Origin of the sequence: Caproicibacter sp. BJN0012 (assembly GCF_035986805.1) — a bacterium.
In the GTDB taxonomy this organism is placed as follows: Bacteria; Bacillota; Clostridia; order Oscillospirales; family Acutalibacteraceae; genus Caproicibacter.
In genome coordinates this window covers 1,096,160-1,122,797 of sequence record NZ_CP142518.1, presented here as the reverse complement: position 1 = coordinate 1,122,797, position 26,638 = coordinate 1,096,160, and the positions used below count along the sequence as shown (strand labels likewise).

The following is a 26,638-nucleotide window of genomic DNA, read 5'->3' as shown; positions in this document are numbered from 1 at the left end:
TGGCCTGCTTTCGTATAAACAAGACACACGCGGCGCCCCGCCGCCCTCATTCCACGGGAGGCCGCAGGGAACGTATCATCTGCAGGCAGAAATCCAGCAGATATTGCTGGCCCTCTCTCGAGGCGAGCCGGATGTCCCCCTCATCCTCCGGGGACCCTCCGTTCATTTTAATCAGTTCGGGCTGAACATCGGGGCCCGCAAACGGGTAACAGATGATGCAGTTGCTCAGAGTCTGGCTGAATACAATCGCTTTCGGCATTGAAATATCCGTGTATGCGGTGAGAAGCCGGGCCATCGGATAGGTGACGTTCTTCAGGACGCTTGCGTCCAACGGATCGGCAAGCCCGTCGGGCAGAGCCTGCCCGTTGACGGAAAAGCTGATCGCACAGCGGTTCCGCGGATCGAACGCGATTTCCATCTGCGTATGCAGATATTCCTGAAGGTATCCGAACGCATGTTCTGGTGTCAGGTTGCCCTGTGCGACACATTCTTCCACCGATTTGGCGATCGGTGTGTAATAAAGTTCATGGTACTTCAGAATATCCTGAATCACGGCGGTGCAGAGATTTTCTTTTGTCACAAAGTAAAAGGAAATGGCAGACTGACTACAGTGCGCCTCCTGGGCGATCATCCTGGTGGTGACATAGTCGTACGTTTTTGTGCCGAAGAGTTTTTTCGCAGCGCCTAAGATTCGGATGCGGGTCTTTTCTCCTTTTGTGTTTTTTGTCCGGATGCGGTTTTGTTCTTCCTTTGCGCTTTTCATTTTTTCAATCCCATCACAAATAAAGATATTCGGCTCCACAGGAGCTTTCGACGCAGACAAAGAAGCGGATGCCGCGCACTGGAAAAGGTGGCGGCACGGTTTTCTGCGCGGAAACAGGGATGCTTCCGCATGCACTTTCTGACTGCATTCACATTTATAAGGATATACGAAAAAATGCACGATTGCAAGGGAAAAACAAAATTTTTCATTTGCCCGAACTAATATATCGATTCCAAAATACATGTCATTCAGGGATGTTTTTCTTCAGGAATTCAAAATTTTTAAGTAAATAAAATAAATAACATATTTAGACAATTTTTGTGCCAAGATCCAATTATTCGTGACTTCTTCTCCGAAATCAAAGAATCTTTCGGAAACCGGGGGAGAAAAAAACCGGAATTTCCACCTTCAGCCTTTGATAAAACACAATCGAACATGCGAACCAGAATCTAATATTGGTTTAAATGTACTAAATGAATACCTGGAGTGCGAATTCGTCCTGCGGCACGGGATTTCCGGTGCAGACAAAAACAACCCCCGGCCAAGCCGGTGGTTGTTATGCGGGCAAAGCCCTATGGCACTGGCCGCGTCTCAAGGCATCTTAAGCTCCTGTCACGTGCAACGGTACTTCTCACCCCTGCCCCTCCCCCCTCCCGTTTTACGAAAGCTGCCTATTTCGCTCATGAGAGAACGGGAAGAGTCGGGGATAAACCGGGCCGCTGAATCCTTACTCATCGCTAAAAGCTCCATGGAACCCCGCGTTTAACGTGGGGTTTTCGCATATAAAAAACTGGGACTGTAAGTCCCCCTCTTTGCAGGAATCAGCCGGGCTGCTTTCAGCGCGATTCGCCGCCACGCTCCACGCGAGGCGCCGTCCCCGCCGGCGCCCACTCTTTCGTTCCGGAATCGCCGCAGGCCAGCTGGAGCATTCTGTCAAGGGCGTCCCCATATTCCCGCATGATGCCGTCGATCATATCTTTTACGGACGGGATATCGTGAATCAGTCCGACCGCGCTGCCGACGGGGAACAAAATTCCGTCGACATCGCCGTCTTCGTATGCGGCGGAAGCGCGCCCCCCGGAAAGGGCCGACATCAGTTTTCCGGGCGCGGCGTCCGGCTCCCGTTCCAGCCGCAGGCACCTTCTGGCGCATTCGTTGTTCGCCACGCGCATCAGGTTGTGAACCGATTTCTGGCATAACAGCGTATCGTTTTCAGACGCCTGCACAATCCACGCTTTGAAATTGGCATGGGCCGTGCATTCCTTTGTAGCGAGAAAACGGGTTCCCATGACGACGCCCTCCGCTCCCAGTGCCAGCGCCGCCGCAAGCCCGCGTCCATCCGCATAACCGCCTGCGGCAACGACCGGGATCCGGCAGATTCGAACCGCCCGGTTGGTCAGAACCAGCGAGCCGATTTCATCCCCGCCGGGATGCCCGGCGCATTCAAAACCCGCCACCGTAACGGCGTCACAGCCAGCCTTCTCGGCGCTCAGCGCATATCTCGCCCCCGGGACTTTATGGATGTGGAGGATGCCAGCGCCGTGGATATAAGGGACCAGCTCCTTTGGATTTGTTCCCGCCGTTTCAATGGCCCTGACGCCCTCTTCCCCGCAGATCCGGATCGTTTCCCCAACATTTTCCCCGACGGAAACGTCCGGCAGCAGCGATAGGTTTACAAGAAACGGTTTGTCCGTCAAAGACTTCATCTCCCGGACCGCGTTCCTGAATTCTTTGCTTCCGGCATAGACGGACCGGTTGATCGTGCCGCACCCGCCCGCATTGCTCACTGCGGCGGCCAGCGCCGGTACGCCGAAATGATGCATTCCGCCCTGAATAATCGGGTACTGGATTCCCATCAGTTCGGTCAGTCTCGTTTTCATGTTCCATCCTCTTTCGTAACATCCGTTCCCTCCGCCGCTTCTCTTCCTCAGGCGACGGCTGAGCCCCGCGGTTCCGGCATGGAATCTCGGCCCGTTTTTACCCGCGCCATATGTTGGCAATGCCCCGGCGGCGATTCCGGGGCATTGCTGATTTTACGCACGAAAGCGCACCTCAGGGGATATTTGCCGCTTCTTTGCCGCCCTCTGAATCCTCAGACGTATCCTCCGGCTTCGGCTTCGAGTAATGGGCGAATATGAAACTCTCACCCAAACTGCACACGCCGGCAAGCAGCAGACCCCCCATCAGCGTGCAGGCGAGCCCCAACTCATTCCCACCGTTTTGAGAAAACGTCAGGGCGACGGCCGCGAAGATAAAAGGCAGTCTGTTGAAAAGGGTCTTCCCAAGCACAGTGAGATGCAGTCCCATCGTGATGGTGGTCATGACGGTTATACCGATGAACATCGTGGCCGCGGAAGGAATCCCGATCGAGGACTCAAACCGGATGAAAAGGAAATTCAGCTGTCCCCATATCAGGCCCGCGGCGATGCTGCAAAAACACGCGGGAACGTCCTTGAGCTTTGATCCCATCCCGAAGTATACCGCCAGAACGACAAAGCTCATCCAACCGATTGAAAGGCCGGTATACCCGTAAAGGAAGAAAAAGATCGCGCACATGACGGAAACCCAGAGGCTGTATAACCATGTGGCCTTGTTCATAAAATCACGCCCCTTTCATGATGGATCCATTTTTCCTTCTACTCCACGACGGTAGCGACATGAAGCCCGTCGTCGTATTTTACAGACTTGTATGTTTCGTAATTCCGCACTTCATGGTTGAAAATCAGGTTCTTGATTTCGTGCCCCGCAAGCGCGTACGCCTTGTCGATCTGCTCGATGACGGTGAGAGGGGAACCGACCGCGGTAAACGGGACGTAGACTCCGTCGCGGTTGACGCCGAGCACGTTTTCATAGACATAGGCCACGTCGCCGCTTAAAACCTTTTCGACCGCCTTCCCGTTTTCTTCCGTCTGGACCAGGATAATTTCCCCGCAGTAGGAATGTCCCATGGGGAGTGAGACGACCCGGATTCCGTCGAAGAGCTCCCGGTCCCCGTCGACGAGCGTCATCCTGCCGTCGCAAATGAAGTCGCACGCGGTCTTTAAATCGCAGGGGATAAAGGCATTTTTGGCGCGGTTGAATTTTGCGGGCAGCGACAGCGCGGCCAGCGATTTCAGGATTTCATCTTTCTGAATATAGAAATGCGCGTTCGGGAACAGCTTCAGCCCGCCCATGTGGTCGAAATGGCCATGCGTGAGGATGACCGTATCGATGTCCTCGGGCGCCAGGCCCACTTTCGCCAAAACATCCTTCGGCATCCGGACGTTCTGGAAACCGTAGAGTTCGCAGATCGCCTTTGACGCCGGTTCGTCATAGTTGACGCCGCAGTCAACCAGGATCCTGTGGCCGCTGCCCTGCACGAGACAATACGACATCGTCAGATTCATGAACCCCGCGTTGTGGGCGCTTGCAATCTGAGCGGACGCCGGCGCTTTGTCCGTGTTTGCGTATTCCAGGATGCGGATTGAATATTTTTCCATAGTAAAATCCTCCTACCTATAATATTAATTTTCGAATCAGACGCCGCCCGACAATTGCCATTCGGAATTATGTCGCAGAAACTACTTTTTCGTTATTTCTCTTTTGAAAGAGGACACGCCCCAAAACGGTATAAATCACAGCCAGAACGATCATGCCAATTGCAGAAATCAGATATTTGGAAGCGATTACCTGGACCTGGTCCCCGCCCATGGCTGCGGCTATGTTGTTGATCAAGAACGGGCTGACAAACATCCCCAAATTGAGAAGGCCCATAGTAAGGGAGATTCCCGTCGCTCTGACAGACGGAGGCGCATATTGGGATACAATCAGTACCGCGCTCGGAATAATAAGAGCCTGTGCGATTCCGGTGCAAAAGCTTGCGAAAAACACAGCCGGAAGCGTTCCCACAAACTTAATCCCCAGGAAACCCAGCGCCAGCATTATCATTCCGGTCTGCATAATCTTGTCACCCAGCCTTTGCTTGATTTTTCCATATACAAAAGCTGTCAGCATCCCCGCCAGCGGAAATACGGTGTTAACGTATCCGACGGTAACAGAAGTTCCCAGTTTGCTCGTCTGAATGTACAGGGACACGTTGAGCTGATATGAGTAGAGAAACAAAAAACAGAAGAATGATGTTATTGCCACAAAGGCGCACACTCCGTTCAGTTTGCCTCCTTCCCCCGCTTTAGAGCCTTTCTCCGCGGAATCCGGAGCAATAGGAGTCAGATTCTTCTGGACCAAAAAGATCATCGGGATAAACAGGATCATGATAAAGTAAGACCATTGCCAAGAGATGCCTGAAAGCAGACCTGCGCACAGGGTCAGGATAATTGTCCCACCGGTGGCCGCCGCCTGCTGCCAGCCCATCATGTCGTCCCTTTCCTGGGCGGAAAAGAGGTCGGAAACCACCGCCTTGGTCACCGAACCGTTCATTCCCTGGTTCACCCCGATGAATGCGCTTGAGATAAACAGGACGATCAGGCTTTTGGGACCAAAGAAAAAGCCGAGCGCTCCGCCCACAAGCCCCAAAAACAATCCCGCAAGGATCAGATGCTTTTTCGCAATTTTCACGGACATCGGGCCCGCGATAAAAGCAAAAAGCATTCCCACCAAACTTGGAATCGTCAGGACCATCTGAACGGTGCCCACGCTTTCCTGCGGGAAAACCGCCTTGATATTTGCCAGAACTGCAGATATCACCATGGAAGACATATTCATAAAAGACCCTGCAATTATGGCGATCCGGTTCGCATTCTTTTCTTTCGCGGTCACTGAAATAACTCCCTTTCCGATTTGTAATTTCAGATTCGCCGGCCGACGCTGTGCCGATTGCGCCGATCCTGATCCTTTGGCGCCGAAGGACGGCGGCTTTGGGAAGCGGACCTCAGCCGGACTTTTCTTTGATGTAGCGATCCATTGCCGCCGCGGCTTTTTTACCCGCCCCCATTGCGAGAATCACGGTGGCCGCGCCGGTAACCGTGTCGCCGCCGGCAAAGACGCCCCGGCTGCTGGTCTCTCCGGTCTCCTCGGAGACGATGATGCAGCCGCGCCCGTTGACCTTGATCCCCCTGGTGGTTTTGCGGATAAGAGGATTCGGAGAAGTGCCCACCGCGATGACCGCAGTGTCAATATCCAGTACAAACTCACTCCCTTTCTGTGCGATCGGACGGCGGCGCCCCGAGGCGTCGGGTTCGCCCAATTCCATTTTGACGCACTCGGCGCCTTTGAGCCAGCCTTTGTCGTTCCCGAGGAAGCGCACCGGATTTGTCAGCATCCGGAACTTTACGCCTTCCTCCGAAGCGTGCTCAACCTCTTCGCGCCGGGCCGGCATTTCCTCTCTGCTGCGGCGATACAGTACGGACACCTCTTCCGCCCCGATTCTCAGCGCGCTCCTCGCCGCATCCATTGCGACGTTTCCGCCGCCGACCACGGCCACCCTCCTCCCTTTCAGAACGGGGGTTCCGTACTCCTCCCGATAGGCTTTCATGAGGTTGATTCTGGTGAGATACTCGTTCGCCGAATAAATTCCGTTGAGGTTCTCGCCCTCAACCTTCAAAAAGGCGGGAAATCCGGCGCCGGAACCGATGAACACCGCCTGGAATCCCTGCTCGAACAGTTCATCCACCGTAAGCGTTTTCCCAATCACGATATCGGTCTCTATTCTGACGCCCATCCGTCTCAGGCCGTCTATTTCCTCGGAGACTATTTTTTTGGGAAGCCGGAATTCCGGGATCCCGTAGACCAGCACGCCGCCCGGCTTGTGGAGAGCTTCAAAGACCGTCACCGCGTATCCCAGCCTGGCCAGTTCCCCCGCGCACGTCAGCCCGGACGGCCCCGCCCCCACGACGGCCGCCTTGGGGCCGTTCGCTTCGGCACGCCGGCCGATTTCCGCAGCGGCATCGGCGGTATGTTCCATATGATAGTCCGCCGCAAAACGCTCGAGCCGTCCGATCCCGACCGGCTCCCCTTTCACGCCCCTGACGCATTGGCCCTCGCACTGTGACTCCTGCGGGCATACCCTGCCGCACACTGCGGGAAGCGTGTTGGTTTCCCGGATCGTCCGGTAAGCCTCCTTAAACCTGCCCTCTGTGATCAGAGCGATGAAATCGGGGATTTTCACGCCGACGGGGCAGCCGCTCACGCAGGGCCGGTTTTTGCAGTTCAGACATCTTTTTGCCTCTTCGACCGCCATTTCAGCGGTATAGCCCGTGGCGACCTCATCGAAGTTGTTTTTTCTCACCTGCGCGTCCTGCACGGGCATTTTCAGTTTTTTCATGCCTGCGGTCATTTTACCGAGCTCCTTTCATGAGCCTGCAATTCATTTCCGCAAGCTTTTCCTTTTCCCGCTCCGCGTACATTTTGCCGCGGCGCATCGCCTCGTCGAAATCGACGAGATGCCCGTCGAATTCGGGCCCATCCACACAGGCGAATTTTGTCTCACCGCCCACCGTGACGCGGCAGCCTCCGCACATGCCGGTTCCGTCAATCATGATGGGATTCATGCTGACAACCGTCTTGATCTGATAGGGCCTTGTGACCTCGCTGACCACTTTCATCATGATCAGAGGACCTATGGCGACTACGGCATCGTACTTGCCGCCGCCTTCAATCAGCGATTTCAGCACGTCGGAGACGAATCCCTTTACACCGTTGGAGCCGTCGTCCGTCGTGCAAAAATAACGGGTGCTGGCTTTTTTGAATTCATCCTCCAGGATAATGAGGTCCTTGCTGCGGAAGCCGACGATCACGTCGACCTGTGCGCCCTTATGAAAAAGGGCCTTGGCCGTCGGATATGCAATCGCGCAGCCGACGCCCCCGCCGACCACCGCCACTTTTTCGAGCCCTTCCAGATGGGACGCCGACCCAAGCGGCCCTACAAAATCCGCCAGAAAGTCCCCTTCCTTCTTTTGGGAAAGGAGCTTTGTCGTTGCCCCCACAATCTGAAAAATAATTGTTACCGTGCCGGACCCGCAGTCATAGTCCGCTATGGTCAGCGGAATCCGCTCTCCTGTTTCGTCCGCTCTCAGAATGATAAACTGGCCGGGCTGCGCCTTAGCCGCAACCAGCGGAGCCTTTACCGACATGAGCGTAACGGATGGATTGAGGTTTCTCTTTTTCACAATCCGATACATTCTTCCTTCGACCTCCAATTTCCATAAAATCAATCGAAGGGCGGGTCCCCGGACCAATCTCCTCCCGGCGTTGCCGGAAAAGCCCGTGGGACAGCCGTCGTCGTCCGAAAATCGTGACAATCGCTTGAAATCGGGATTTATTTGCAGCCGGCCGCCGGTTCGCGGACTGAAATTCTCCGGGCTTTTTTCCGAACGCCAGTCGTATGTAAGATGGAACGCCCCGGGATCCGGCCCGACGGCCGCAGGGGAAAGGAGCCGCGCCGAACCGCCCTGCGCTCTCAGCGCTGCATCTGAGAACCTATGACGATGCGTTGAATCTGATTGGTTCCCTCGAAGATCTGGAATATCTTAGCGTCGCGCATCAGCTTTTCAATCGGATACTCGCGGCTGTATCCATAACCGCCGAATATTTGCACCGCGTCCGTCGTGACCTTCATGCACATGTCGCTGACAAACGTCTTGGTGATGGAGCCGAGCTGCGGGTCATACCGGCCGGTCTTATCGATCATTTCCGCGCAGCGATACAAAAGCGAGCGCGCCGCCGTGCACTGGATCTGCATATCGGCCAGCATCCACTGAAGGCCCTGGTTTTTGATGATCGGATGTCCGAACGTCACGCGCTGCTTCGCGTAGGCTACCGCTTCCTCAATCGCGCGCTCCGCAATTCCCAGGCATCCGTACGAATTGACGCCCCGGCTGCGGTCCAGGCTCTTCATAGCGATTTTAAAGCCCTCGCCCTCCGCGCCGATTCTGTTCGACACGGGAATATGGACATCATCGAAAATAACGTCCGCGGTGTTCGACAGGCGAAGTCCCATTTTGTCTTCGTCCTCCCCAACGCTGACGCCCGCGCGTTCGCGCTCAACCAGGAAACAGGTAATGCCCTTCGCGCCCAAAGAACGGTCCACCGTCGCAAAAACGGTATACATATCCGCAAGGCCGCCGCTCGTGATAAAGCACTTGCGCCCGTTGAGGATATATTCGTCGCCTTCGCGGACGGCGGTCGTGCGGGTGGCAGCGGCGTCGGAACCAGCATCGGGTTCCGTCAGGCAGAAAGCCCCCAGCTGCCCCTCCATCACGCGCCCCATATAGTAGGCGATCTGCTCTTCGGTTCCCGCAATGCGTACCGGCGTGGAGCCGAATTCCGCGGTCGTCGCGCTCACGATGAAACCGGCGTCGACCTTGGCGAACTGTTCGTTGATCAGGACCAGATCCATAGAGCTGGCGCCGAGTCCCCCGTATTTTTCAGGCACAAACATGGTGGGGAATCCGGCCTCAAAGAATTTCCTGTATACGTCCATCGGAAATTCGCCCTTTCGGTCGCATTCGGCTACGACGGGTTTCACTTCCTTTTCCGCAAAATCCTTTGCAAGCGCCACAAGATCCTGTTGCTCCTCCGTCAGAATGAAATCTTGCATCATGATCTCTCCCTTTCGATTATTTTTTGCGTCTCGCACAGGCATAGCCCCAAAAGGCCATCCTGTCACCCCGCCGGCCGGGTGGCCGGCGGGATTCGATCGCGTTATTCAATTGAACCAAAATCTGAATCCAGCAAAATTTCTCTATGGTTTTGCATGTGGTTCCTTATATCAGGTTGCCAAGGCGGCCGTCAATACGGTTTTAGTTCGTTCGATTGATTATATTTTAAATGTATCACATCGTATCCATGTTGGCAATATGTTTTTCAACAGTTCTTTCTCTAAATTGATTTTTCAGCGTATTGTTGCGAAAATATCTTGTTATTTAGTCAATCTGTCCTATTACTTTCTCATTTTCCACATTGATTCATAACTTTTGCCTTTTTTAAAGCCGTTTTTCATGCTCCCCACAAAATTGAAATCTATTTTAAGTTCCGGGAGATGGCTGTTTTATCTCTATGATTTCAGATGCACATTTTTTATACTTTGAACTAAATTTTTTAAAATTCTAAGAAACAGTTGAAACGCACTGTTCTTCATAGTATAATTACATTATAAAATATATCTATTTTTATTTGTTTATACTATGTTTTTTAGCTAATTATGCTCAATATCGATTTTCTGCAATTATTTAGTTCCTTTGATATATTCCAGAACTTCTAAGATGAGATTCGAAGAATTTCTTGCAGCAACGGCAACTTTGGACCAGGCGCATTCCTCCGATAGGTCCCCGTTCGAGAATGGAAGCTCCGAGGAGTTTGCGGCGAAAAACGGTTTGATGCGGTATTTTAGATTCCTGCAAATATACGAAGGAGACGAGACGCTAAAATGCAGAAGCTATTATCGGATTACCTCTCCGCTCATAAGGAAGATTTCGTTACTCACACGATCGTCGGGCTATTTCGGCAGGCCGCCAGGTGGTACCCGGACAAAGACGCCATCCGCCTAGGGGACGCAAAGATGACGTTTTCCATGCTGGACCGCCGTTCCGATCAGCTGGCCCATTACCTGACCGACCATGACCGCATTGGACCCGGCGACATTGTGGCCGTCGCGACGGGGCGAAGCGTGGCCACCCCAGCCGTTGTGCTCGGCATATGGAAAACAGGCGCCGCTTACATCACCATTGATTCCTGCTGCCCGGAAAGCCACAATCGGAGCTGCATGCAATCCGTTCACTCCCGCGTCTGCATCGACCGCAGGTATTACGATGCCGCCGTCGCCGTCTGCGACCGGCCTCCCGCCTTTCAGGACCGGTCCCGCCTCGATCAGCTGGCCCTTGTCCTGTTCACGTCCGGCTCGACGGGCGACCCAAAGGGCGTGCGGATCCTGCACTCGAATATCGCTGCCAGCGTCAGCAATTTCGACTGTCTGCCGTTGCGCTCCGACGATACGTTCGCGTCTTTTGCCAGCCTGCTCTTCATCGCCTCGGTGTACGATTTCTGTTCCTCCCTGTCTCTGGGATGCACCGTTCAGATCGTGCCGGCGTCCATCCGCAAGAACATTCGGGAGCTTGCGGCGTTTTATATTCAGAACCGGATCACCGCGACATTCCTTCCGCCCCATATGGCGGCCAAATACATAGAAGTCGACGGCGGCACCACGCTTCGCCTCCTGCTGGTCGGCAGCGAAATGACGCGCCACCTGGAGAAACGCCCCTACCGGATCGTCAATATCTACGCTTCCACCGAGGCGTGTGCCGTGATCAGCCATTATCAGATTCAGGACTCGCGCCCGGTTTATCCTATTGGAAAGCTGGTCCCCGCTCTGAAAGGCTATATTGTAACCGACGACGGCAAACCTGCTCCGACCGGGCAGAGCGGGGAACTGTGGATTTCCGGCGCACAGGTCTGCAACGGGTATCTGAATCTGCCGGAAGCCAACCGGACCCATTTCGCACCGAATCCGTTTGAGGCAAAGCCTCCGTTTCAGCGTGTTTTTAAGACCTCCGACATCGTGCGCATGCTTCCGGACGGGAATATGGAATACGTCTGCCGCAAAGACGATATGTTTAAAATTCGCGGCTTCCGCGTCGAACCCGGCGGCGTCGAAAACTATATGCTGGAATTTTCCCATATCACCGAAGCCTGCGTGACCTGTTTTACGGACGCGGGCGGCACGAATATCCTTTTCGGGTACTTCATCGCGGACACAAAAATCGACCACCAGGCTTTGCGCGCGTTTTTGCTGGAGCGTATCCCCGGGTACGCCATCCCCACCGGTTTCATCCAGGCGGACGAATTTCCGCGCAAGCAGAACGGCAAGGTCGACCGGCACGGTTTTTGTCCTCCCCCGGAATTGAACGACCATAAAAAACTGGCGACTCTGTATTATTGATGGGATCGGAATCGTCGACTGCCGAATTTTCGCTCGAATCCAGGATACGCTGAGAAAATTTGCATCACACCGGAATTCCAAGTCATCCCCCCGGCGTAGTGTAACCGCTGGAGAGACGAAAAAAACGCACTCTCCAACCAGATAGGTTGGACAGTGCGTTGGCTTACGCGAACACTTACGAACTATTTAAAACTATCATCCAAAACGAACCGGCGCGGAGCATCCAGTGCCATTCCCCGGTTTAGCAGGTCAGCGAGTAATGAAAAAAAGAAATGTAACACAAAGACTGAGCCCCGCATTCCAGTCAAGCGTCCGATCTGGAATAGGCGTTCTTCATCTGGCTGCTCAGCTCGATGAGGACCTTGTCCAATGTTTCGGCGGTTTCTTTTTTCAGCATGTCCGCGATTTCCTGGTTGGCCTGTTCCCGAAGGGCGGCCCGTTTTGCAAGATCCGCTTCCCGACGGAGCTTCTCATCATATTGGTTGATCAGCGCATGGCCTTTGGACTGTACGGCAAGCTGATACCGCTCGATATGAAATACGGATTTCCCGTAAGACGCGTCCGCCATAGCGGCGATCATGCGGCTGGACCAGTAGAAATTGTCGGTTGAAACTTCCTTTGCCGTATTGGCAAGATAGTCCGGTGTCACGGACACATTGGCATAAAAAGGTACCTGCACATTGAAAGCGTTGGATGCAAAGGCGATCCACTCCACCGCACGGAACTCCTCCGGGACGTCCGGGCGCATCTGGATCAAAGCCATACAGTCGTTCCGGTTGATGCCGATCGGGCGAAAGATGCCCTTCATAGCCGGATCGCCATGGCCTTCATAGGGATCATACGGCGTTCCCTGATAATGAGAGGACAGCGCGTATTTTACATCCTCCGGGGTGATCTTCTTCTCCGGCACCATGCACCAGGGCAGATCATCGGAACGCGGCGTGAAATCCGCATCCGGGCCGTCCCATACTTTGGTGCGTGGATTAAAATACCGCAGCATGAACCAGGCGCGCGGCGTATTGTAAACATGATCCGCATCATCGTGACTTCCAAAAGCATCTCTCGGATTCAGGTCTCCGTTCAGCGACAGATCCAAATGGTTCTCCTCAATGAACTCCCGCAGATCCGCTGAACACATATGGCTTTTCTTTTCGGCAAGCGCATCTTCCAGATCAAACCGGTCAAGTCCCAGCTGATTCGGCATCACGACATAAACATCATCCGGCACCTTTCTGGCGATCCAGTGATGGCCGCCGACGGTCTCCAGCCACCAGATTTCATTCACATCCTGAAAGGCAATGCCGTTGCTCTCATAGGTGCCGTACTTTTCCAGCAGGCCGCCCAGCCTCTGAACACCCTCACGGGCACTGTGGACGTAAGGCAGTACAAGAGAAACGATATCCTCCTCGCCGATGCCGCCGGCAGTTTCAGGCTGCCCCTCCTGCGCCGGACAATACTCGACCAGCGGGTCCGCCCCCAAGACTCTCGCGTTGGAAGTAATGGTTTCCGTGGCCGTCATGCCGACATTTGCCTCGTTCACGCCGCTGGCGGCCCAGATGCCCTCGCCATCCACGGCATTCGGTACGGCCGTAAACCGCATGGGATTTTGGGGCAGTTCGATTGTCACATGGGAAAGCACGGATTTGTAAGTTGCGGGCTGTTCCCCGGGACGGAGCGTTACGAACTTTTTGGCGGTAAAATAACCGGAGGCGGAGTCATCGTTTCGCGCGATCATGGTAGAACCGTCATAGGATGCTTTTTTTCCAACCAGAATCGTTGTACAAGCCATAAGGTAGTCCTCGCAATTATAATAAAGTAGTAGTGTTTAGAGCCCCTCTCCAAGGGCTATATGTTTCATACTCTTTTAGAATCCCGATGCTCTGTTCCTCGCTAAACAACACAGAATGAAATGGTTTGTTTCAAGGGAGGCACCGCATCACTAAGTACTTCCCGAATTACGGTAGCTCCTAAAGCACGTTGATTTTTTGCTGCATTGAAATCTTGAATCAGGTTATAGTTCCATGAACAGATTATACAATCATCCACCGTGTATTGCAATGTACGTATAAAGTCAACAGCCCGTCTGCCGGAAGTTTTCCCGCGGACGGGCTGCTTTTATCATAAGCTGTTGAGAACGCGCTGGTTGTCGTCAAAAATCACATGGAAAAGTTAATTCCCTAAGTTTGCTCGATTTCTGCATTAAAGTGGTTAAAAAATACCTTAAATCTACAGATTTAAGGTATTAAGTGGTTTCAGATGTAGGATTTGGACCTACGGCCTTCAGGTTATGAGCCTCCCTTTAGTTTGCCATGATGGAAAAAGGAATCACGTTATCAAAACAGCGACAAACTTATTCTTAAAAATATAATAGGGGATCAATACGTACTCATAGACCCTGCACCTTGGGGCCATACTAATTTCTGGTACGACAGGCTAATATCAAATACAGCTTTAGGAGATTCCCCCCCCCTATGAAACGGCTGTCAATAATACCTGCGCTTATTACAATAATATTAACATTTAGGACCAAAGAATTGATTCCTGCACTTGTCGTAGCTATCGTTGTAGGTTCTTTTTTCAAGCCAAATCGCTGATAGGTGGTTTTATCTATGTCGGCGAACAGACCGTTGGCGTCCCGTCTGATAAATAAGCCTTGCTGAAATTCAGGCTCATTTTATAAAAGGCGGCGAAAAGATCCCGCTATTGGTCATTGTTCTTACATTGAGCTGGGCACTGACAAAAATAACGCAGGAATTGGGATTTAACCAACTGATTAGCGGGAATCTGATTCAAAGCATTCCTAGATTTTTGCTTCCGGCAGCGCTTTTCCTTCTGTCCGGCCTAATATCCTATACCATAGGTTCGTCCTGGGCAACATGGGCGTTAATGATGCCTTTGGCTGCAACTGTCAGCTCAACTGCCGGAATCGGGATGGCTGTTATGGCAGGAACCATTTGGGCTGGCGGAGCCGTTTCAGACGTTGTGTCGCCATTATCGGCTGAGACGGCCGATATTTCATATGGAAACCATCTAGTTACCCCATTGCCGTTCGTTCTTTTTGGCGTCGTCCTTTCGACAACCGGATATGCAATTTCCGGTTGTTTTATATAAAGTCATTCTCGGAGGAATTTAAATGGCATCTGGTTTAATCTCGGTTTTGATCCCGGTATTAGTCATTCTCCTTGCCGTTTTCACAAAACGGATCATTCCGTCTTTGATGATAGGTATCCTTGCCGGCGGTATCGCTCTTGCAAAAGGCAATATCATACAAGGGGTGCTGTCCGCTTCGGATCATCTGATAAAAGCTACGGCAAATACAGAAAGCGTATATATCATCTTTTTTCTTTTCATCTTTGGTGCATTCGGTGAGATTATGAAGGTTTCCGGAGGAATAAAGGGTTTCACCAAGCTATCGGAGAAATTTGTGAAAACAGAGCGGGGAGCATTATGGGCTGTCTGGGCAGTTACCCCGTTTACCTTTATTGACTGTTGCTTTCATGTGATCTCCGCAGGCACGGTAGGGAAAGCACTGATCGAAAAGGTAAACGGAAACAAGAGGAAACTTTCTTTTGTATTAAATATAACGTCCTGCCTTCTGATCATTCTCATCCCGTTTGGCACCACTTATGTAGGCTACATCATGGGTGTAGTTTCTTCCGCATTAAACAGGGCAAATGTGAGTGGTTCGGCTTATGAGATATATCTGAAAAGCATCCCGTTCAACTTTTACTCTATCATTATGATTTTGATCAGCATAGGGATTATATTGTTCAACTTCGGATTCAGGAAAGAGTATCAGTCAAATCAGGAAGACGACGCTTTTGAAAAAGAGCATGGACATGATGAAGCACATGAGCAGTGTACTTTTGAAGAAAAAGCCCCGCCGAGACCATTGAATTTGATTTTGCCTTTATGCACCCTAATCCTCACAACTTTTTTCTTCTTATGGTTAACTGGACGTGAAAAAGGGAGCGGTTTCTGGGATGCCCTGTTAAATGCAAATTTTGAGGAATCAATTTTCGTGTCCGGATTGATATCCATTGTGCTGACATCTGTATTTTATTTAATACAGAAGATGCCTCTGAGAGAAATCGAAAGTCACTTCCTCTCGGGCGGAAATGAGATGATCCCCCCAATTACTGTTCTGATATTGAGCTGGGGTTTATCCGGCATTATAGGTGATCTCGGTTTTGTCAAATTCGTCACCAACTTTGTTTCCACCAGAATTCCCGTTTATCTCATTCCAGCGGCCATCTATCTGATAGGGTGCTTCGCTTCCTATTTTATGGGTTCAGCCTGGGGGACCTGGGCGCTGATCATGCCAATGGCTGTACCCCTCGCGGTTTCGTCAGGGTTAGATCTGCCCCTTGTCATCGGAGCTGTCTTAGCAGGGGGCGCATTGGGAGACAATGCTTCGCCGCTTGGCGAGACCGCCATTCTGTCCGCCACGATTTGCGATATACCGGTAGTGGAACATGTCAAGTCGGAATTACCTTATTGCCTGACGGCAGTTGGGTTATCATCCGTTCTATTTATTGTGTTTTCCTTTATATAGATCCCTTCACATGTTCGCAGAGAAATTCTTTCCCTAACTAGGAAATGTAAATTTTATCAAAATTTGCTGCAGGAATAACTACAGTGTAAAATGATCGGATGAAATCAGGGTAAAAGCAGGGCGTTTTTGTACGAAAGCGCCCTGCTTTTTTATGCTCTCAGGAAGGTACTCAGATTTTCGAACCAGTCCTGACGCTCCGATGGACCTGCCCTGTCCAAAACGTAAAGCTCCACAGTGTAAGCTCATGAAGTTTTTTGCTATGTCTGCCTTCAGAAACATCTGAAATATTTATTAAAAAGCCTTGACAATTGAACGTCTGCTCAACTATAATGTATTTGACAGTTGAAAGATTACTCAACTGAATCATGACAGGAGGCAATGACAATGAAGAAAACATTTAGGCTTGAAGGGTTGGATTGCGCAAATTGCGCCGCGAAAATTGAAAACGCGGTGAAAGGGCTGGACGGCGTCACCGCCGCATCCGTCAACTTTATGACCACAAAAATGGTTATCGAAGGTGACGATGAAAAAATCGATGAAATTGTCAAATCCGCACATGACATTGTCAAAAAATTGGAGCCGGATGTAGTCATCAAAAAGGCTTGAATTTAAGGAATTCCAACTTTTATTGGCGGCTTTACATGATTCCTACCCATAAAACAAGCACAAAATGACAATCGCTTTCACTGCCGTTTTGTGCTTGCAGCTCAATAAAAGGAGTAACTCTATTATGAAAAAGCTGAATTCAAACCAGAAGCGGCTGCTGAGAATTTTGATCGGCGCGGTCGTGTATGCTTTTGGTATTTTATATAAAGCAAATGACAATATTGTATCGCTCGTTATATTTCTGATCGCCTTCATCATTATCGGCGGAAATATTGTATTGAAAGCAATAAAAAATATTTTTCACGGACAGGTGTTTGATGAAAACTTTCTGATGAGCATCGCGACAATCGGCGCGTTTTCCATTGGAGACTACGCGGAGGGCGCCGCCGTCATGCTGTTCTATCAGGTCGGCGAGTTGTTCCAAAGCTACGCCGTGGACAGTTCCAGAAAGTCCATTGCAAGCCTTATGGATATACGCCCCGACTACGCCAATGTGCAGCGCGGCGAGACATTGGAAAAAGTTGATCCCGACGAGGTGAAGATCGGGGATGTCATCGTTGTTAAAGCAGGAGAGAAGATTCCTCTTGACGCGGAGGTTATTGACGGGAGCTCCATGGTGGATACATCCGCGCTGACCGGTGAATCGGTACCCCGCGAAATCGCCCCCGGCGACAATCTCTTAAGCGGGTGCGTTAATTTAAACGGCCTTATCACCGCGCGCGTGACAAAGGAGTTTGGCGAATCCACGGTCAGCAAAATCCTTGATCTTGTTGAAAACGCCAGCAGCAAAAAATCCAACTCTGAGAACTTCATTACAAAGTTCGCCCGTTATTATACCCCGGCTGTCGTAATCTTGGCAGCATTGCTTGCGATTATACCCCCTCTTGCGGTACCGGGCGCAGTGTTCAGCGACTGGCTTTACAGGGCGCTTGTCTTCCTCGTGATCTCCTGTCCGTGCGCCCTTGTGATTTCCATTCCCTTAAGTTTTTTTGGAGGAATCGGCGGCGCGTCCAAAAGAGGTATCCTTGTTAAGGGAAGCAATTATCTCGAGGCGCTGGCTGAAACCGAGATCGTCGTGTTCGACAAAACGGGCACATTGACGAAAGGCGTGTTTAAGGTACAGGAGATTGTGCCGAATGATATTTCCAAGGAAGAGCTTCTGGAAATGACGGCGTATGCGGAAAGCTACTCCAATCATCCCATCTCTCTTTCGCTGAAGCAGGCCTACGGCAAGGAAATCGACAACGCCCGTATCACAAATGTGGACGAAATATCCGGCCACGGCGTCGTGGCGAATATTGACGGCAAAGCCGTGGCAGCAGGGAACGCCAAACTGATGCGGAAACTGGATATCTCTTTTCAGGAGCCTGATGACGTTGCTGGGACGGTCGTTCATGTCGCAATCGGCAATATCTACAGGGGATATATCGTGATTGCGGATGAAGTGAAGGAAGACTCACCGGAGGCCATCCGTGATCTGAAAACGGCCGGGATCAAACAGACGGTCATGCTGACCGGAGATGCAAAGCGGATCGGAGAAAAAGTAGCCGCCCAGTTGGGTTTGGATAAGGTTTATACCGAATTGCTTCCGGCGGATAAGGTCCAGAAGATGGAAGAACTCTTTGCCGGGAAATCGCCGAAAGGAAAACTCGCGTTTGTTGGAGACGGCATCAACGATGCGCCGGTCCTGGCGAGAGCCGACATTGGTATCGCTATGGGAGGGCTCGGCTCGGACGCCGCGATTGAGGCGGCGGATGTGGTCATCATGACCGACGAACCCTCCAAAATCGCCACCGCAATGAAAGTGTCGAGGAAAACCCTGCGTATCGTAAAACAGAACATTGCCCTGGCTTTGACGGTAAAGGCCATAGTTCTGATCCTTGGAGCCATTGGTGTTGCAACCATGTGGGCCGCTGTGTTTGCCGATGTCGGGGTCGCGGTGCTTGCGATCCTGAACGCGATCCGCGTGTTGAATGGGAAGGGATTCCGGTAACATCGGAGCCAGGAGCATGGAGAAGCTCATGGTTCTAGAAGTGAAAACCTCCCGCATCCAACTGAGTAGATGCGGGAGTTTTTTGTTGGCAATCATCGGTTCGCTCGAAGCAAAACTTCTATCTTCGTCTGCGGAAGCATAAGATAAAAGATGATCTGTTGCGACTGCTCCTTTCGGTTTTGCCTCTCAAGGTGATCAAACCGATCAGATAATGTCAGGTTCTTATCTCAAGTAAATTACGGCTAATGAGGTGTCATTATGGGAAGAAAAGAGAAAACGATTTTAATCTCCATGATTGCAAATATCGTTTTGATTATTTTACGTTTTTTCCTGGCAAATATTTCAGGGAGCATCGGACTAAGGGCAAATGCATGGCACTCGTTTACCGATGTATTTGTTTCCTCCGTCGTTTTTGCGGGGCTCCTATACACCGGACACGGCGCAAAAAAGCGGAAGTCAACAGGGAAAACGGAGAATATTCTCGCCATTTTTGTTTCCCTGTTTATTTTCTTAATGGGTATTGAGATACTTTTGGATGCGTTAAGCGGTGAAACGACGGAGCTTCGATACGTCCCGTTCGCGGCGGCCGGGGCCTTAGTTGGAATCATCATTAATTATTTTATAGCGAGGTACAAAATTCGCGTCGGTGAGCAGACCGGTTCACAAAGCCTGATTGCAGACGGATACCATTCAGAGATGGATATGTGCTGTTCCGTCGCCGTTCTTGTGGGTTTGCTGGGCACTCTTGTGGGAATGCCTAATCTTGACAAAATCTCGGCCGTGTTCGCAATGGTACTTTTAATGGCTGCCGGATCTGAAATTTTTACTTCCAATTTAAGAATGCTGCGCCATCCTCAAGAGAATGCTTCCACAGCGGACCACGGGCATCGTCACTTGTCCCATGAAAACAAAAAAATGTACATTGGAATCGGTCTAATGCTATTCTCCGCTTATGTATTTTAGACCCTTTTTAATGTGGGATATAGCTTATTGTCGAGAATCCAACATTCTGCGATAAATAGCCAAGGCTCCCGAGACGGGAGCCTTGGCTATTTATTATTTATAAAGTTGCTTGGTAAAACGATCGTCCATTGCCGAACCATAAAAAAATTTCACGTATGCTTATCCTTTGCTGAGATATTCTTCTAAACATAATCCTTCGGACATTATAGCCTTAGCGTTTTCTATCCCAACATACCGATAATGCCAAGGTTCAAATTTGGTTTTTGTAATATTTTGTTTATCTTCCGGATACCTAAGGATAAAACCGTAGTCTTGTGCATGCTGACTCAACCATTTAAAAGTTGTTGTTTGATCAAAATCTTCCTTTACTCCATTCAAGTCCAAAGTCAGACCGGTAGCGTGCTCACTGTAGCCGGGCCTGGCTACGGATTTCCCTGCTTCCGCTTCTGCCTGCTTGTATGCAAGTCCCTTTTTCAGGTACATTTCTACTTCGTCAGAAAAAAGAGATTGCTGCTTCTTATCATTCCTGTATCCGGAAGAAATCCATAACGTTATTCCGTCTTCAGAGGCGGCCCTCCACATGTCGGTATAAGCTGCGGAAGTGATATGATCCATTTGAATGCCAAACGCAGTGGTTAAATCCAATTTATAATTATCCGGAATTTTATTCGCTCCGTTTACGAGAACCAATTCCTTTTGATCTGTTGTTTCCTCGGAATTGGTTTCTGGCTCTGAAGAAATAAATGATGGGCTTTTCTTTTCCCTCGGAGAAATAAGCCGGGAAGATAATTCCGAACTGGACTGCTGTTTCGTCTGGCTAGGGACGGCGCCATTTTGGAATGCATATCCAGCAATTAGAAGGAGGGATACAGCCGCCATTAAAATGAATATGAAGGCGGAATGTTTCAAAAAAGTCACTGAATTATTCTCCCGATTTATTTTTATCCTGTTTCCCAACAGTTCGAATTCCAAAATAAGCATGATCAAGGGAACGGCTTTAGGACTGATTTTATAAAAAACTATTCGGATACATGCGCCAAACCCTGATCGAAAATATTTTTAACATGGTCATCATCCAGGGAATAATAGACGACTTTACCGTCCCTTCTGTTTTTAATGAGTTTAGACTCCTTTAAGAGACGAAGCTGGTGCGAAATTGCGGATTTAGTCATCCCGAAGAGTGCCGCGATGTCGCAAACGCACATCTCGGACTCAAACAAGGCGCAAAGGATCTTGACTCTGGTCGAATCTCCGAAAACCTTAAACAAATCTGCAAGATCTAAAAGATTTTCTTCATCCGGCAGCCGACTTTTAACTTTTCTGACAACGTCCTCATGTATAATCGTACAATCGCATTTATCAATATCAGGAGTATAGGGATTCATGGTTTAAACCCTCCTTAGTTTCCAATTAGTTGTTTGTTTGTTCAACCGTATTATATCTCTCTTTCGCTGAAATTGTCAATATGAAATGCTTTTCCCATAATTTAGTGTATTTTCATTAACGGATACATTGCTCATTCAGTTGAGATATAAACCTCTGCACTCACTTTCATAACAGCTTCAATATCTAACCCCCATCCGGCAGGCAACCGTCTTTTAAGGCCGCTTGAGTCAAAACTCCTTCCGCCCAAGAACCAGTAATCGCTTTAGGATAGCCAACTCTTTGAATTGCCAATCAATTAGTGTATACTGAAAAAAGACGTACCGCTGGTTTGCGGACCGCCGGTTATACAATACCGGCTGTGAACAGGGACAGGCTATTTATGTCTTGGATTCAAAAAGGAGGGGGAGCAAATATGCAGCGGATTCTTTTGGTTGAAGACGATAAAACCATTGCGCTGGGGCTTTCCTACTCTTTGGAAAAGGAAGGCTATGAGGTAATGCTCTGCCACGACGCCGCCTCCGCACTGCGGGAAGCCCGAAGCCGCCGTTTCGATCTGGCTATTCTGGACGTGTCGCTGCCCGACGGAAGCGGCTACGATATCTGCCGCGCCATCAAAGCCGGTTCGGACACGCCGGTCATTTTTCTGACGGTATATAACGAAGAGTCGGACGTGGTGACGGGCCTCGACATGGGCGCGGACGATTACGTGGCGAAACCCTTCCGCCTGCGGGAACTGCTGTCCCGCGTGCGCACGGTGCTGCGCCGCGGAGGCGGCGGAGAAAAGGACGAGATCAGCATCGGCGGGCTCACCGTCAACACCAGGCAGGCGAAGGTCACAAAGAACGGTGCGGAGGTCCCGCTGACCGCGCTGGAATACCGGCTCCTGCTCACGTTTGCAATGAACCGCGGGCAGCTGCTGACCCGCGGCCAGCTTCTTGAAGACACCTGGGACATCGGCGGAGATTTCGTCAACGACAATACTCTCACCGTGTATATCAAGCGCCTGAGAGAAAAAATAGAAGACGATCCGCAGAACCCCGTCTATATCCGGACGGTGCGCGGGCTCGGCTACAGAATGGGTGAGTGAAATGGGACTGATGCGCAACCAAGAGGTTAGACGAACGCTTTCCGCAATGCTGCTGATCACGCTGGCCGGCACGGCCGCGGCCTATGCATTTTCCCCGGCCGCGGCGGCCGTGACCGGCGTTTCGTGTCTGTTGCTCGCCGCCGTCTTTCTGCTGTCCACCGGACATCGCTACAAGCGTCTGACCCGGTTGAGCGATTACCTAAAGCGGGTGAACGGCGGGGATTACGCGTTGGAGCTCCCGGACAACGACGAGGGCGAGCTCTCCATCCTGAAAAGCGAGATCTACAAGGTCACGGTGTCGCTCAATGAGCAGAACGAACGGCTCAAAAAAGAAAAAATCCAGCTAGCGGACTCTCTGTCGGACATTTCCCACCAGTTCAAAACGCCGCTCACCTCCCTGTCGGTGATGACCGACCTGCTTTCGGACGGCAAGCTCGACGAGGGACGCCGCGCCGAGTTCAACAGGCAGCTCCGCATGCAGCTTGGACGCCTCACATGGCTGACGGAAGCCCTGCTTAAGCTCTCGAAGCTCGACGCGGACGCGGTTTCGTTCAGGCGGCAAAGCGTTTCAACGCGCGGGCTGATCGACAAAGCCTGCGCGCCGCTGCTGATCCCCGCCGAGCTCAAGGAACAGACGCTTTCGGTTCAGTCGGACGGCGGTTCCGTATGCTGCGACCCGAACTGGACGGCCGAGGCGCTTTCCAACATTCTGAAAAACTGCATGGAGCATACGCCGGCCGGCGGAGAAATCCGCATATCGGCTTCCACCAACGCGCTTTTTACGGAAATCCGGGTGCTCGACAGCGGTCCCGGCCTGGACAAGGCCGACCTGCCTCATATTTTCGAGCGCTTTTACCGGGGCAAAAATGCGGCGAAGGACAGCGTGGGCATCGGGCTCGCCATGGCCAAAGCGATTCTGGAAGCGCAGGGCGGCGGCCTCGATGCAAGAAACTCGTCCGAAGGCGGGGCGGAATTTATCCTTCGTTTCCCGGCGCCGCAGGCAAACTAACAAAATATCCGTCCGGAAAGTCACCGTACAGTCACCCGCAGGGGTTATGATGAGAAAAAATGCAAGGAGGCATGTCCTTTGGAAATCCTGCGGGTTGAAAATCTCACCAAAACATACGGCAGCGGAGAAGCTGAAGTCCGGGCGCTGGACAACGTCAGCTTTGCCGTGGAAAAGGGCGAGTTTGTCGCCATCATCGGCCCGTCCGGCTCAGGCAAATCCACGCTGCTGCATATCCTGGGCGGCGTGGACCGCCCGACGTCGGGCCGGGTCCTGATCGAAGATACGGATCTCTATGCCCTGGACGAAACCAAGCTCGCCGTTTTTCGGAGGCGGCAGATCGGGCTCATCTATCAGTTTTACAATCTCATTCCGGTGCTGGACGTGGAGGAAAACATCACGCTGCCCCTGCTCCTGGACGGGCGGAAACCGGACGGGCGGCAGTTGGATGAGATGCTCGCCACCCTGAACCTGAGCGATCGGAAAAAGCACCTGCCCAACCAGCTCTCGGGCGGGCAGCAGCAGCGCGTGTCCATCGGTCGGGCGCTCATCAACAGCCCCGCGCTGATGCTGGCCGACGAACCGACCGGAAACCTGGACAGCGCCAACAGCGCGGACATCGTCCGCCTGCTCCGCATGTCCAACGAAAAATACAACCAGACGCTTATCCTCATCACCCACGACCAGAATATCGCGCTCCAGGCCGACCGCATCCTCTCCATCGAGGACGGGCGCATCGCGAAGGACGAGGTGATCCGGAAATGAACGTGATGAGCCGTTTTACCCTGCGCAGCATGAGGGCAAACCGCAAGTGGACGGTGGTTACGCTGATCGGCATTATCCTTTCCACTGCCATGCTCTCCGCCGTTTCCACCTTCTGCGCCTCCTTCACGGAGCTCATGCGCAACGAGGCCATCGCCGACAACGGCAACTGGCACGCCATGGTTTCGGGCGTGCGCATGCGGAACGTATCCGCCTTCGAGGGCGCGGGATTCGTGGATAAAACCTCGCTCAGCCGCGATGTGGGTTACGCGCGGCTGGCCGGCCCGAAAAACGAAGACAAACCCTACCTGTTTATCCGGCAGTTCGACAAAAACAGCAGTCAGAGCTTTCCCGTCAAGCTCATCGAGGGCCGCATGCCGCAAAATGAGAGCGAGCTTGTGCTCTCCGAGCATCTGGAGACGAACGGCGGCGTGAAGTACAAGGTGGGCGACAAGCTCACGCTGGAAACCGGAAAACGCGTGAGCCCGGACGGGGTTTCCCTCGGTCAGTCGGTCCCCTATCAGGGGGAACCGGGCGCCGATTCGGAGGGCGAAACCTTCGTACCCGGACAGAGCCGGGCCTATACGGTCGTGGGGATCATGGCGCGCCCCAATTTTGAGCCCACCTGGGCGCCGGGGTACACCGCGCTAAGCTTTCTGGACAAGCGGACGCTGGCGCCGGACGACACCGTGACCGTCACGCTCCTTGCCGGAAAGCTGGGCCATGGATTCTTCGGCGACGTTTCGGCGCTGGCGCAAAGCGCGGGGCTGGACGATTCCCATGTCAGCTACAATACGGAGCTTCTGCGCTACAGCGGCATATTTGCAAACGACAGCGCGCAGAACATGATCTACGGCTTTGCCGCGGTCTTCATCGCAATCATCATCGTCGCCTCCGTTTCGCTCATCTACAATGCCTTTGCGATTTCCGTCTCCGAGCGTGTGAGCCAGCTCGGCATGCTGGCCAGCGTCGGCGCGACGAAGCGGCAGAAGCGCCGCAGCATCTATCTTGAGGGCTTTCTGCTTGGAATCACCGGCATTCCCGCTGGAGTCCTCGTTGGGATTGCCGGCATCGGCGTCACGCTTTCGGTCATCCGTCCGCTGATGGAAAGCTTTACGAACCTCTCCGCCGCCGAGGGCCTTGCGCTGCACGTTTCGCTCCTGTCCATCGTCGCGGCGGTTTTGCTCGCCGCACTGACCATTTTCATTTCGGTCTGGATTCCCGCGCGGCGCGCTTCTAAGATCATGCCGATCGACGCGATCCGGCAGTCGAAGGAGATCAGGCTCACCCGGAAAGCGGTGAAAACCTCCCGCCTCACCCGCACGCTGTTCGGCTTCGAAGGGGAGATCGCCCTCAAAAATCTCAAGCGCAACCGAAAAAAGTACCGCGCCACCGTGCTCTCGCTCATCATCAGCCTGGTGCTGTTCCTCACCGTCTCCTATGCCGCCAAGGAAATGAACCGGGCCTCCGGCGCAGTGGAAACCGGCTATAACTTCGACCTGGCGGTGTCGTATACCAACGTGCCGACAGCGGAAGCGGGGGCGGCAAACGCAAAAATCGCCGCGCTGGAGGGCGTGACGGAGGCAGCGGCGATCGAAAAGACGGATGGTTTCCTGCCGCTTCAGAGCACGCAGCTTTCCGATCTGGTCAGGCGGCTTTACACCGAAGGGAAAACCTATTCAATGGGAACGACGCTCTACTGCCTGGACGACGCCTCCTTCGACCGTTATGTTCACAGCCTGGGCGCCGATCCGAAGGAATACAGGGACACTGAAAACCCGAAGATGATCCTCATCAACTACGGGCAGGCCTATTTTAACGGAAAGCGCGCGGCGGGGGAACTGTTCTCCGGGAAACCCGGCGGCCGACTGCTCTTTTCCCACGATTCTTCCGGAAAGACCGGCGTGGAACTGGAGGTTGGCCTTCTGACCGACCGGCGGCCCATCGGCGTTCTGGTTTCTTCCCTCGACAGCGCCTCGGCCGTGGTGAGCCATGAGGTATTCGACAGCCTCCCGGATGAAATGAAAAGCATTGATTCGCGCGGCAATCCGAGCTTTCAGCAACTGTTTCTGAGCTGCGACGACGCCGATGCGCTTGAAACGAAGATCCAGGAGCTGCTGAAGGGCGTTTCGGGCAGGACATACGTCTTCAACGTTGCCTCCCAGGCCCGGAGCGAGCGCAATGTGATGCTGGTGCTCGGCATCTTTCTTTACGGATTCATCATCCTCATCAGCCTGATCTGCATCGCCAACATCTTCAACACGGTCACCACGAACGTCGCGCTGCGGCGCCGGGAATTCGCCATGCTGCGCTCGGTCGGCATGACGCCAAAGAGCTTCAACCGGATGATCCGCTTCGAAAGCGTGTTTTACGGCCTCAAGGCTCTGCTCTGGGGACTTCCGATCAGCCTGGCCGTCACGCTGCTGCTGCATAACCTGCAGGCGGACGTGTTCGATGTCGGGTTTTCCCTTCCGTGGGCGAGCTACGGCGTCGCCGTTATCCTGATCTTCGTGATCGTAGGCGTCACGATGCTTTATTCGAGCGCAAAAATCAAAAAAGAGAACATCATCGACGCGCTGAAGACAGATGCCATGTGACAAAGCAAAGCCGGGTTCAGCATTTTTCAGTCTTAGATTAAGCGTGTTTT

The 26,638-nt window shown here is 52.3% G+C and carries 21 protein-coding genes; 10 read left to right on the top strand and 11 right to left on the bottom strand.

The genetic code is table 11. The features are described from left to right. Positions 1-46: 46 nt before the first annotated feature. From VA597_RS05435 to VA597_RS05400, 8 genes are all read right to left on the bottom strand, one after another. Positions 47-763 carry a TetR/AcrR family transcriptional regulator gene (locus VA597_RS05435; protein WP_326975469.1) on the bottom strand — a complete coding sequence of 239 codons (717 nt, stop codon included), beginning with the start codon at positions 761-763 and terminating at the stop codon, positions 47-49. An 836-nt stretch (positions 764-1,599) separates the two neighbouring features. Beyond that, positions 1,600-2,643 carry an NAD(P)H-dependent flavin oxidoreductase gene (locus VA597_RS05430; protein ID WP_326975468.1) on the bottom strand — a complete coding sequence of 348 codons (1,044 nt, stop codon included), beginning with the start codon at positions 2,641-2,643 and terminating at the stop codon, positions 1,600-1,602. A gap of 172 nt (positions 2,644-2,815) precedes the next feature. Beyond that, on the bottom strand, positions 2,816-3,361 hold the full coding sequence (locus tag VA597_RS05425; RefSeq protein ID WP_326975467.1) for a DUF1097 domain-containing protein: 546 nt from the start codon (positions 3,359-3,361) through the stop codon (positions 2,816-2,818). A 38-nt stretch (positions 3,362-3,399) separates the two neighbouring features. Then, the gene (locus tag VA597_RS05420) at positions 3,400-4,242 is read right to left on the bottom strand and encodes an N-acyl homoserine lactonase family protein (protein ID WP_326975466.1); all 843 of its coding nucleotides are present in this window, start codon (positions 4,240-4,242) and stop codon (positions 3,400-3,402) included. A gap of 67 nt (positions 4,243-4,309) precedes the next feature. Then, positions 4,310-5,518: an MFS transporter gene (locus tag VA597_RS05415; RefSeq protein WP_326975465.1), complete on the bottom strand. Its 1,209-nt coding sequence runs from the start codon at positions 5,516-5,518 to the stop codon at positions 4,310-4,312. 112 nt (positions 5,519-5,630) lie between these two features. Further along, positions 5,631-7,022 carry an NADPH-dependent glutamate synthase gene (gene gltA / locus VA597_RS05410; protein ID WP_326975464.1) on the bottom strand — a complete coding sequence of 464 codons (1,392 nt, stop codon included), beginning with the start codon at positions 7,020-7,022 and terminating at the stop codon, positions 5,631-5,633. A 13-nt stretch (positions 7,023-7,035) separates the two neighbouring features. Next, on the bottom strand, positions 7,036-7,878 hold the full coding sequence (locus tag VA597_RS05405) for a sulfide/dihydroorotate dehydrogenase-like FAD/NAD-binding protein (RefSeq protein ID WP_326975668.1): 843 nt from the start codon (positions 7,876-7,878) through the stop codon (positions 7,036-7,038). Between the two features lie 278 nt (positions 7,879-8,156). Continuing rightward, the gene (locus VA597_RS05400; protein WP_326975463.1) at positions 8,157-9,299 is read right to left on the bottom strand and encodes an acyl-CoA dehydrogenase family protein; all 1,143 of its coding nucleotides are present in this window, start codon (positions 9,297-9,299) and stop codon (positions 8,157-8,159) included. A gap of 825 nt (positions 9,300-10,124) precedes the next feature. Here VA597_RS05400 and VA597_RS05395 point away from each other — a divergent pair. Next, a complete protein-coding gene (locus tag VA597_RS05395; RefSeq protein WP_326975462.1) occupies positions 10,125-11,633 on the top strand; it encodes an amino acid adenylation domain-containing protein in 1,509 nt (502 codons plus the stop codon). A gap of 304 nt (positions 11,634-11,937) precedes the next feature. Here the strand turns inward: VA597_RS05395 and VA597_RS05390 are convergent, their stop codons facing one another. Continuing rightward, a complete protein-coding gene (locus tag VA597_RS05390) occupies positions 11,938-13,422 on the bottom strand; it encodes a C69 family dipeptidase (protein ID WP_326975460.1) in 1,485 nt (494 codons plus the stop codon). Positions 13,423-14,279: 857 nt separating this feature from the next. Here VA597_RS05390 and VA597_RS05385 point away from each other — a divergent pair. From VA597_RS05385 to VA597_RS05365, 5 genes are all read left to right on the top strand, one after another. Further along, on the top strand, positions 14,280-14,744 hold the full coding sequence (locus tag VA597_RS05385; RefSeq protein WP_326975667.1) for a Na+/H+ antiporter NhaC family protein: 465 nt from the start codon (positions 14,280-14,282) through the stop codon (positions 14,742-14,744). A gap of 22 nt (positions 14,745-14,766) precedes the next feature. After that, positions 14,767-16,188, top strand: coding sequence for a Na+/H+ antiporter NhaC family protein (locus VA597_RS05380; protein WP_326975459.1), 1,422 nt, complete (start codon positions 14,767-14,769; stop codon positions 16,186-16,188). A 384-nt stretch (positions 16,189-16,572) separates the two neighbouring features. Then, entirely contained in the window at positions 16,573-16,794 is a 222-nt protein-coding gene (locus tag VA597_RS05375; protein ID WP_326975458.1) for a cation transporter, read from the top strand. A gap of 124 nt (positions 16,795-16,918) precedes the next feature. Continuing rightward, on the top strand, positions 16,919-18,787 hold the full coding sequence (locus VA597_RS05370) for a heavy metal translocating P-type ATPase (protein ID WP_326975457.1): 1,869 nt from the start codon (positions 16,919-16,921) through the stop codon (positions 18,785-18,787). Positions 18,788-19,045: 258 nt separating this feature from the next. After that, positions 19,046-19,750 (top strand): cation diffusion facilitator family transporter, encoded by a 705-nt coding sequence (locus VA597_RS05365; RefSeq protein ID WP_326975456.1) that lies wholly within the window; start codon positions 19,046-19,048, stop codon positions 19,748-19,750. A 159-nt stretch (positions 19,751-19,909) separates the two neighbouring features. Here the strand turns inward: VA597_RS05365 and VA597_RS05360 are convergent, their stop codons facing one another. Both VA597_RS05360 and VA597_RS05355 read right to left on the bottom strand, forming a co-directional pair. Further along, the gene (locus VA597_RS05360) at positions 19,910-20,722 is read right to left on the bottom strand and encodes a M15 family metallopeptidase (protein WP_326975455.1); all 813 of its coding nucleotides are present in this window, start codon (positions 20,720-20,722) and stop codon (positions 19,910-19,912) included. Between the two features lie 47 nt (positions 20,723-20,769). Further along, entirely contained in the window at positions 20,770-21,135 is a 366-nt protein-coding gene (locus VA597_RS05355) for an ArsR/SmtB family transcription factor (protein WP_326975454.1), read from the bottom strand. 413 nt (positions 21,136-21,548) lie between these two features. Here VA597_RS05355 and VA597_RS05350 point away from each other — a divergent pair, with 413 nt between their 5' ends. The 4 genes from VA597_RS05350 (at position 21,549) to VA597_RS05335 (ending at position 26,588) form a co-directional block, all read left to right on the top strand. Then, positions 21,549-22,223, top strand: coding sequence for a response regulator transcription factor (locus tag VA597_RS05350; RefSeq protein ID WP_326975453.1), 675 nt, complete (start codon positions 21,549-21,551; stop codon positions 22,221-22,223). A gap of 46 nt (positions 22,224-22,269) precedes the next feature. Further along, positions 22,270-23,232 carry a sensor histidine kinase gene (locus tag VA597_RS05345; protein WP_326975452.1) on the top strand — a complete coding sequence of 321 codons (963 nt, stop codon included), beginning with the start codon at positions 22,270-22,272 and terminating at the stop codon, positions 23,230-23,232. Between the two features lie 78 nt (positions 23,233-23,310). After that, on the top strand, positions 23,311-23,994 hold the full coding sequence (locus tag VA597_RS05340; RefSeq protein ID WP_326975451.1) for an ABC transporter ATP-binding protein: 684 nt from the start codon (positions 23,311-23,313) through the stop codon (positions 23,992-23,994). Next, positions 23,991-26,588: an ABC transporter permease gene (locus tag VA597_RS05335; RefSeq protein ID WP_326975450.1), complete on the top strand. Its 2,598-nt coding sequence runs from the start codon at positions 23,991-23,993 to the stop codon at positions 26,586-26,588. The genes VA597_RS05340 and VA597_RS05335 overlap by 4 nt, the downstream gene beginning before the upstream one ends. The last annotated feature ends 50 nt before the right edge of the window (positions 26,589-26,638 follow it).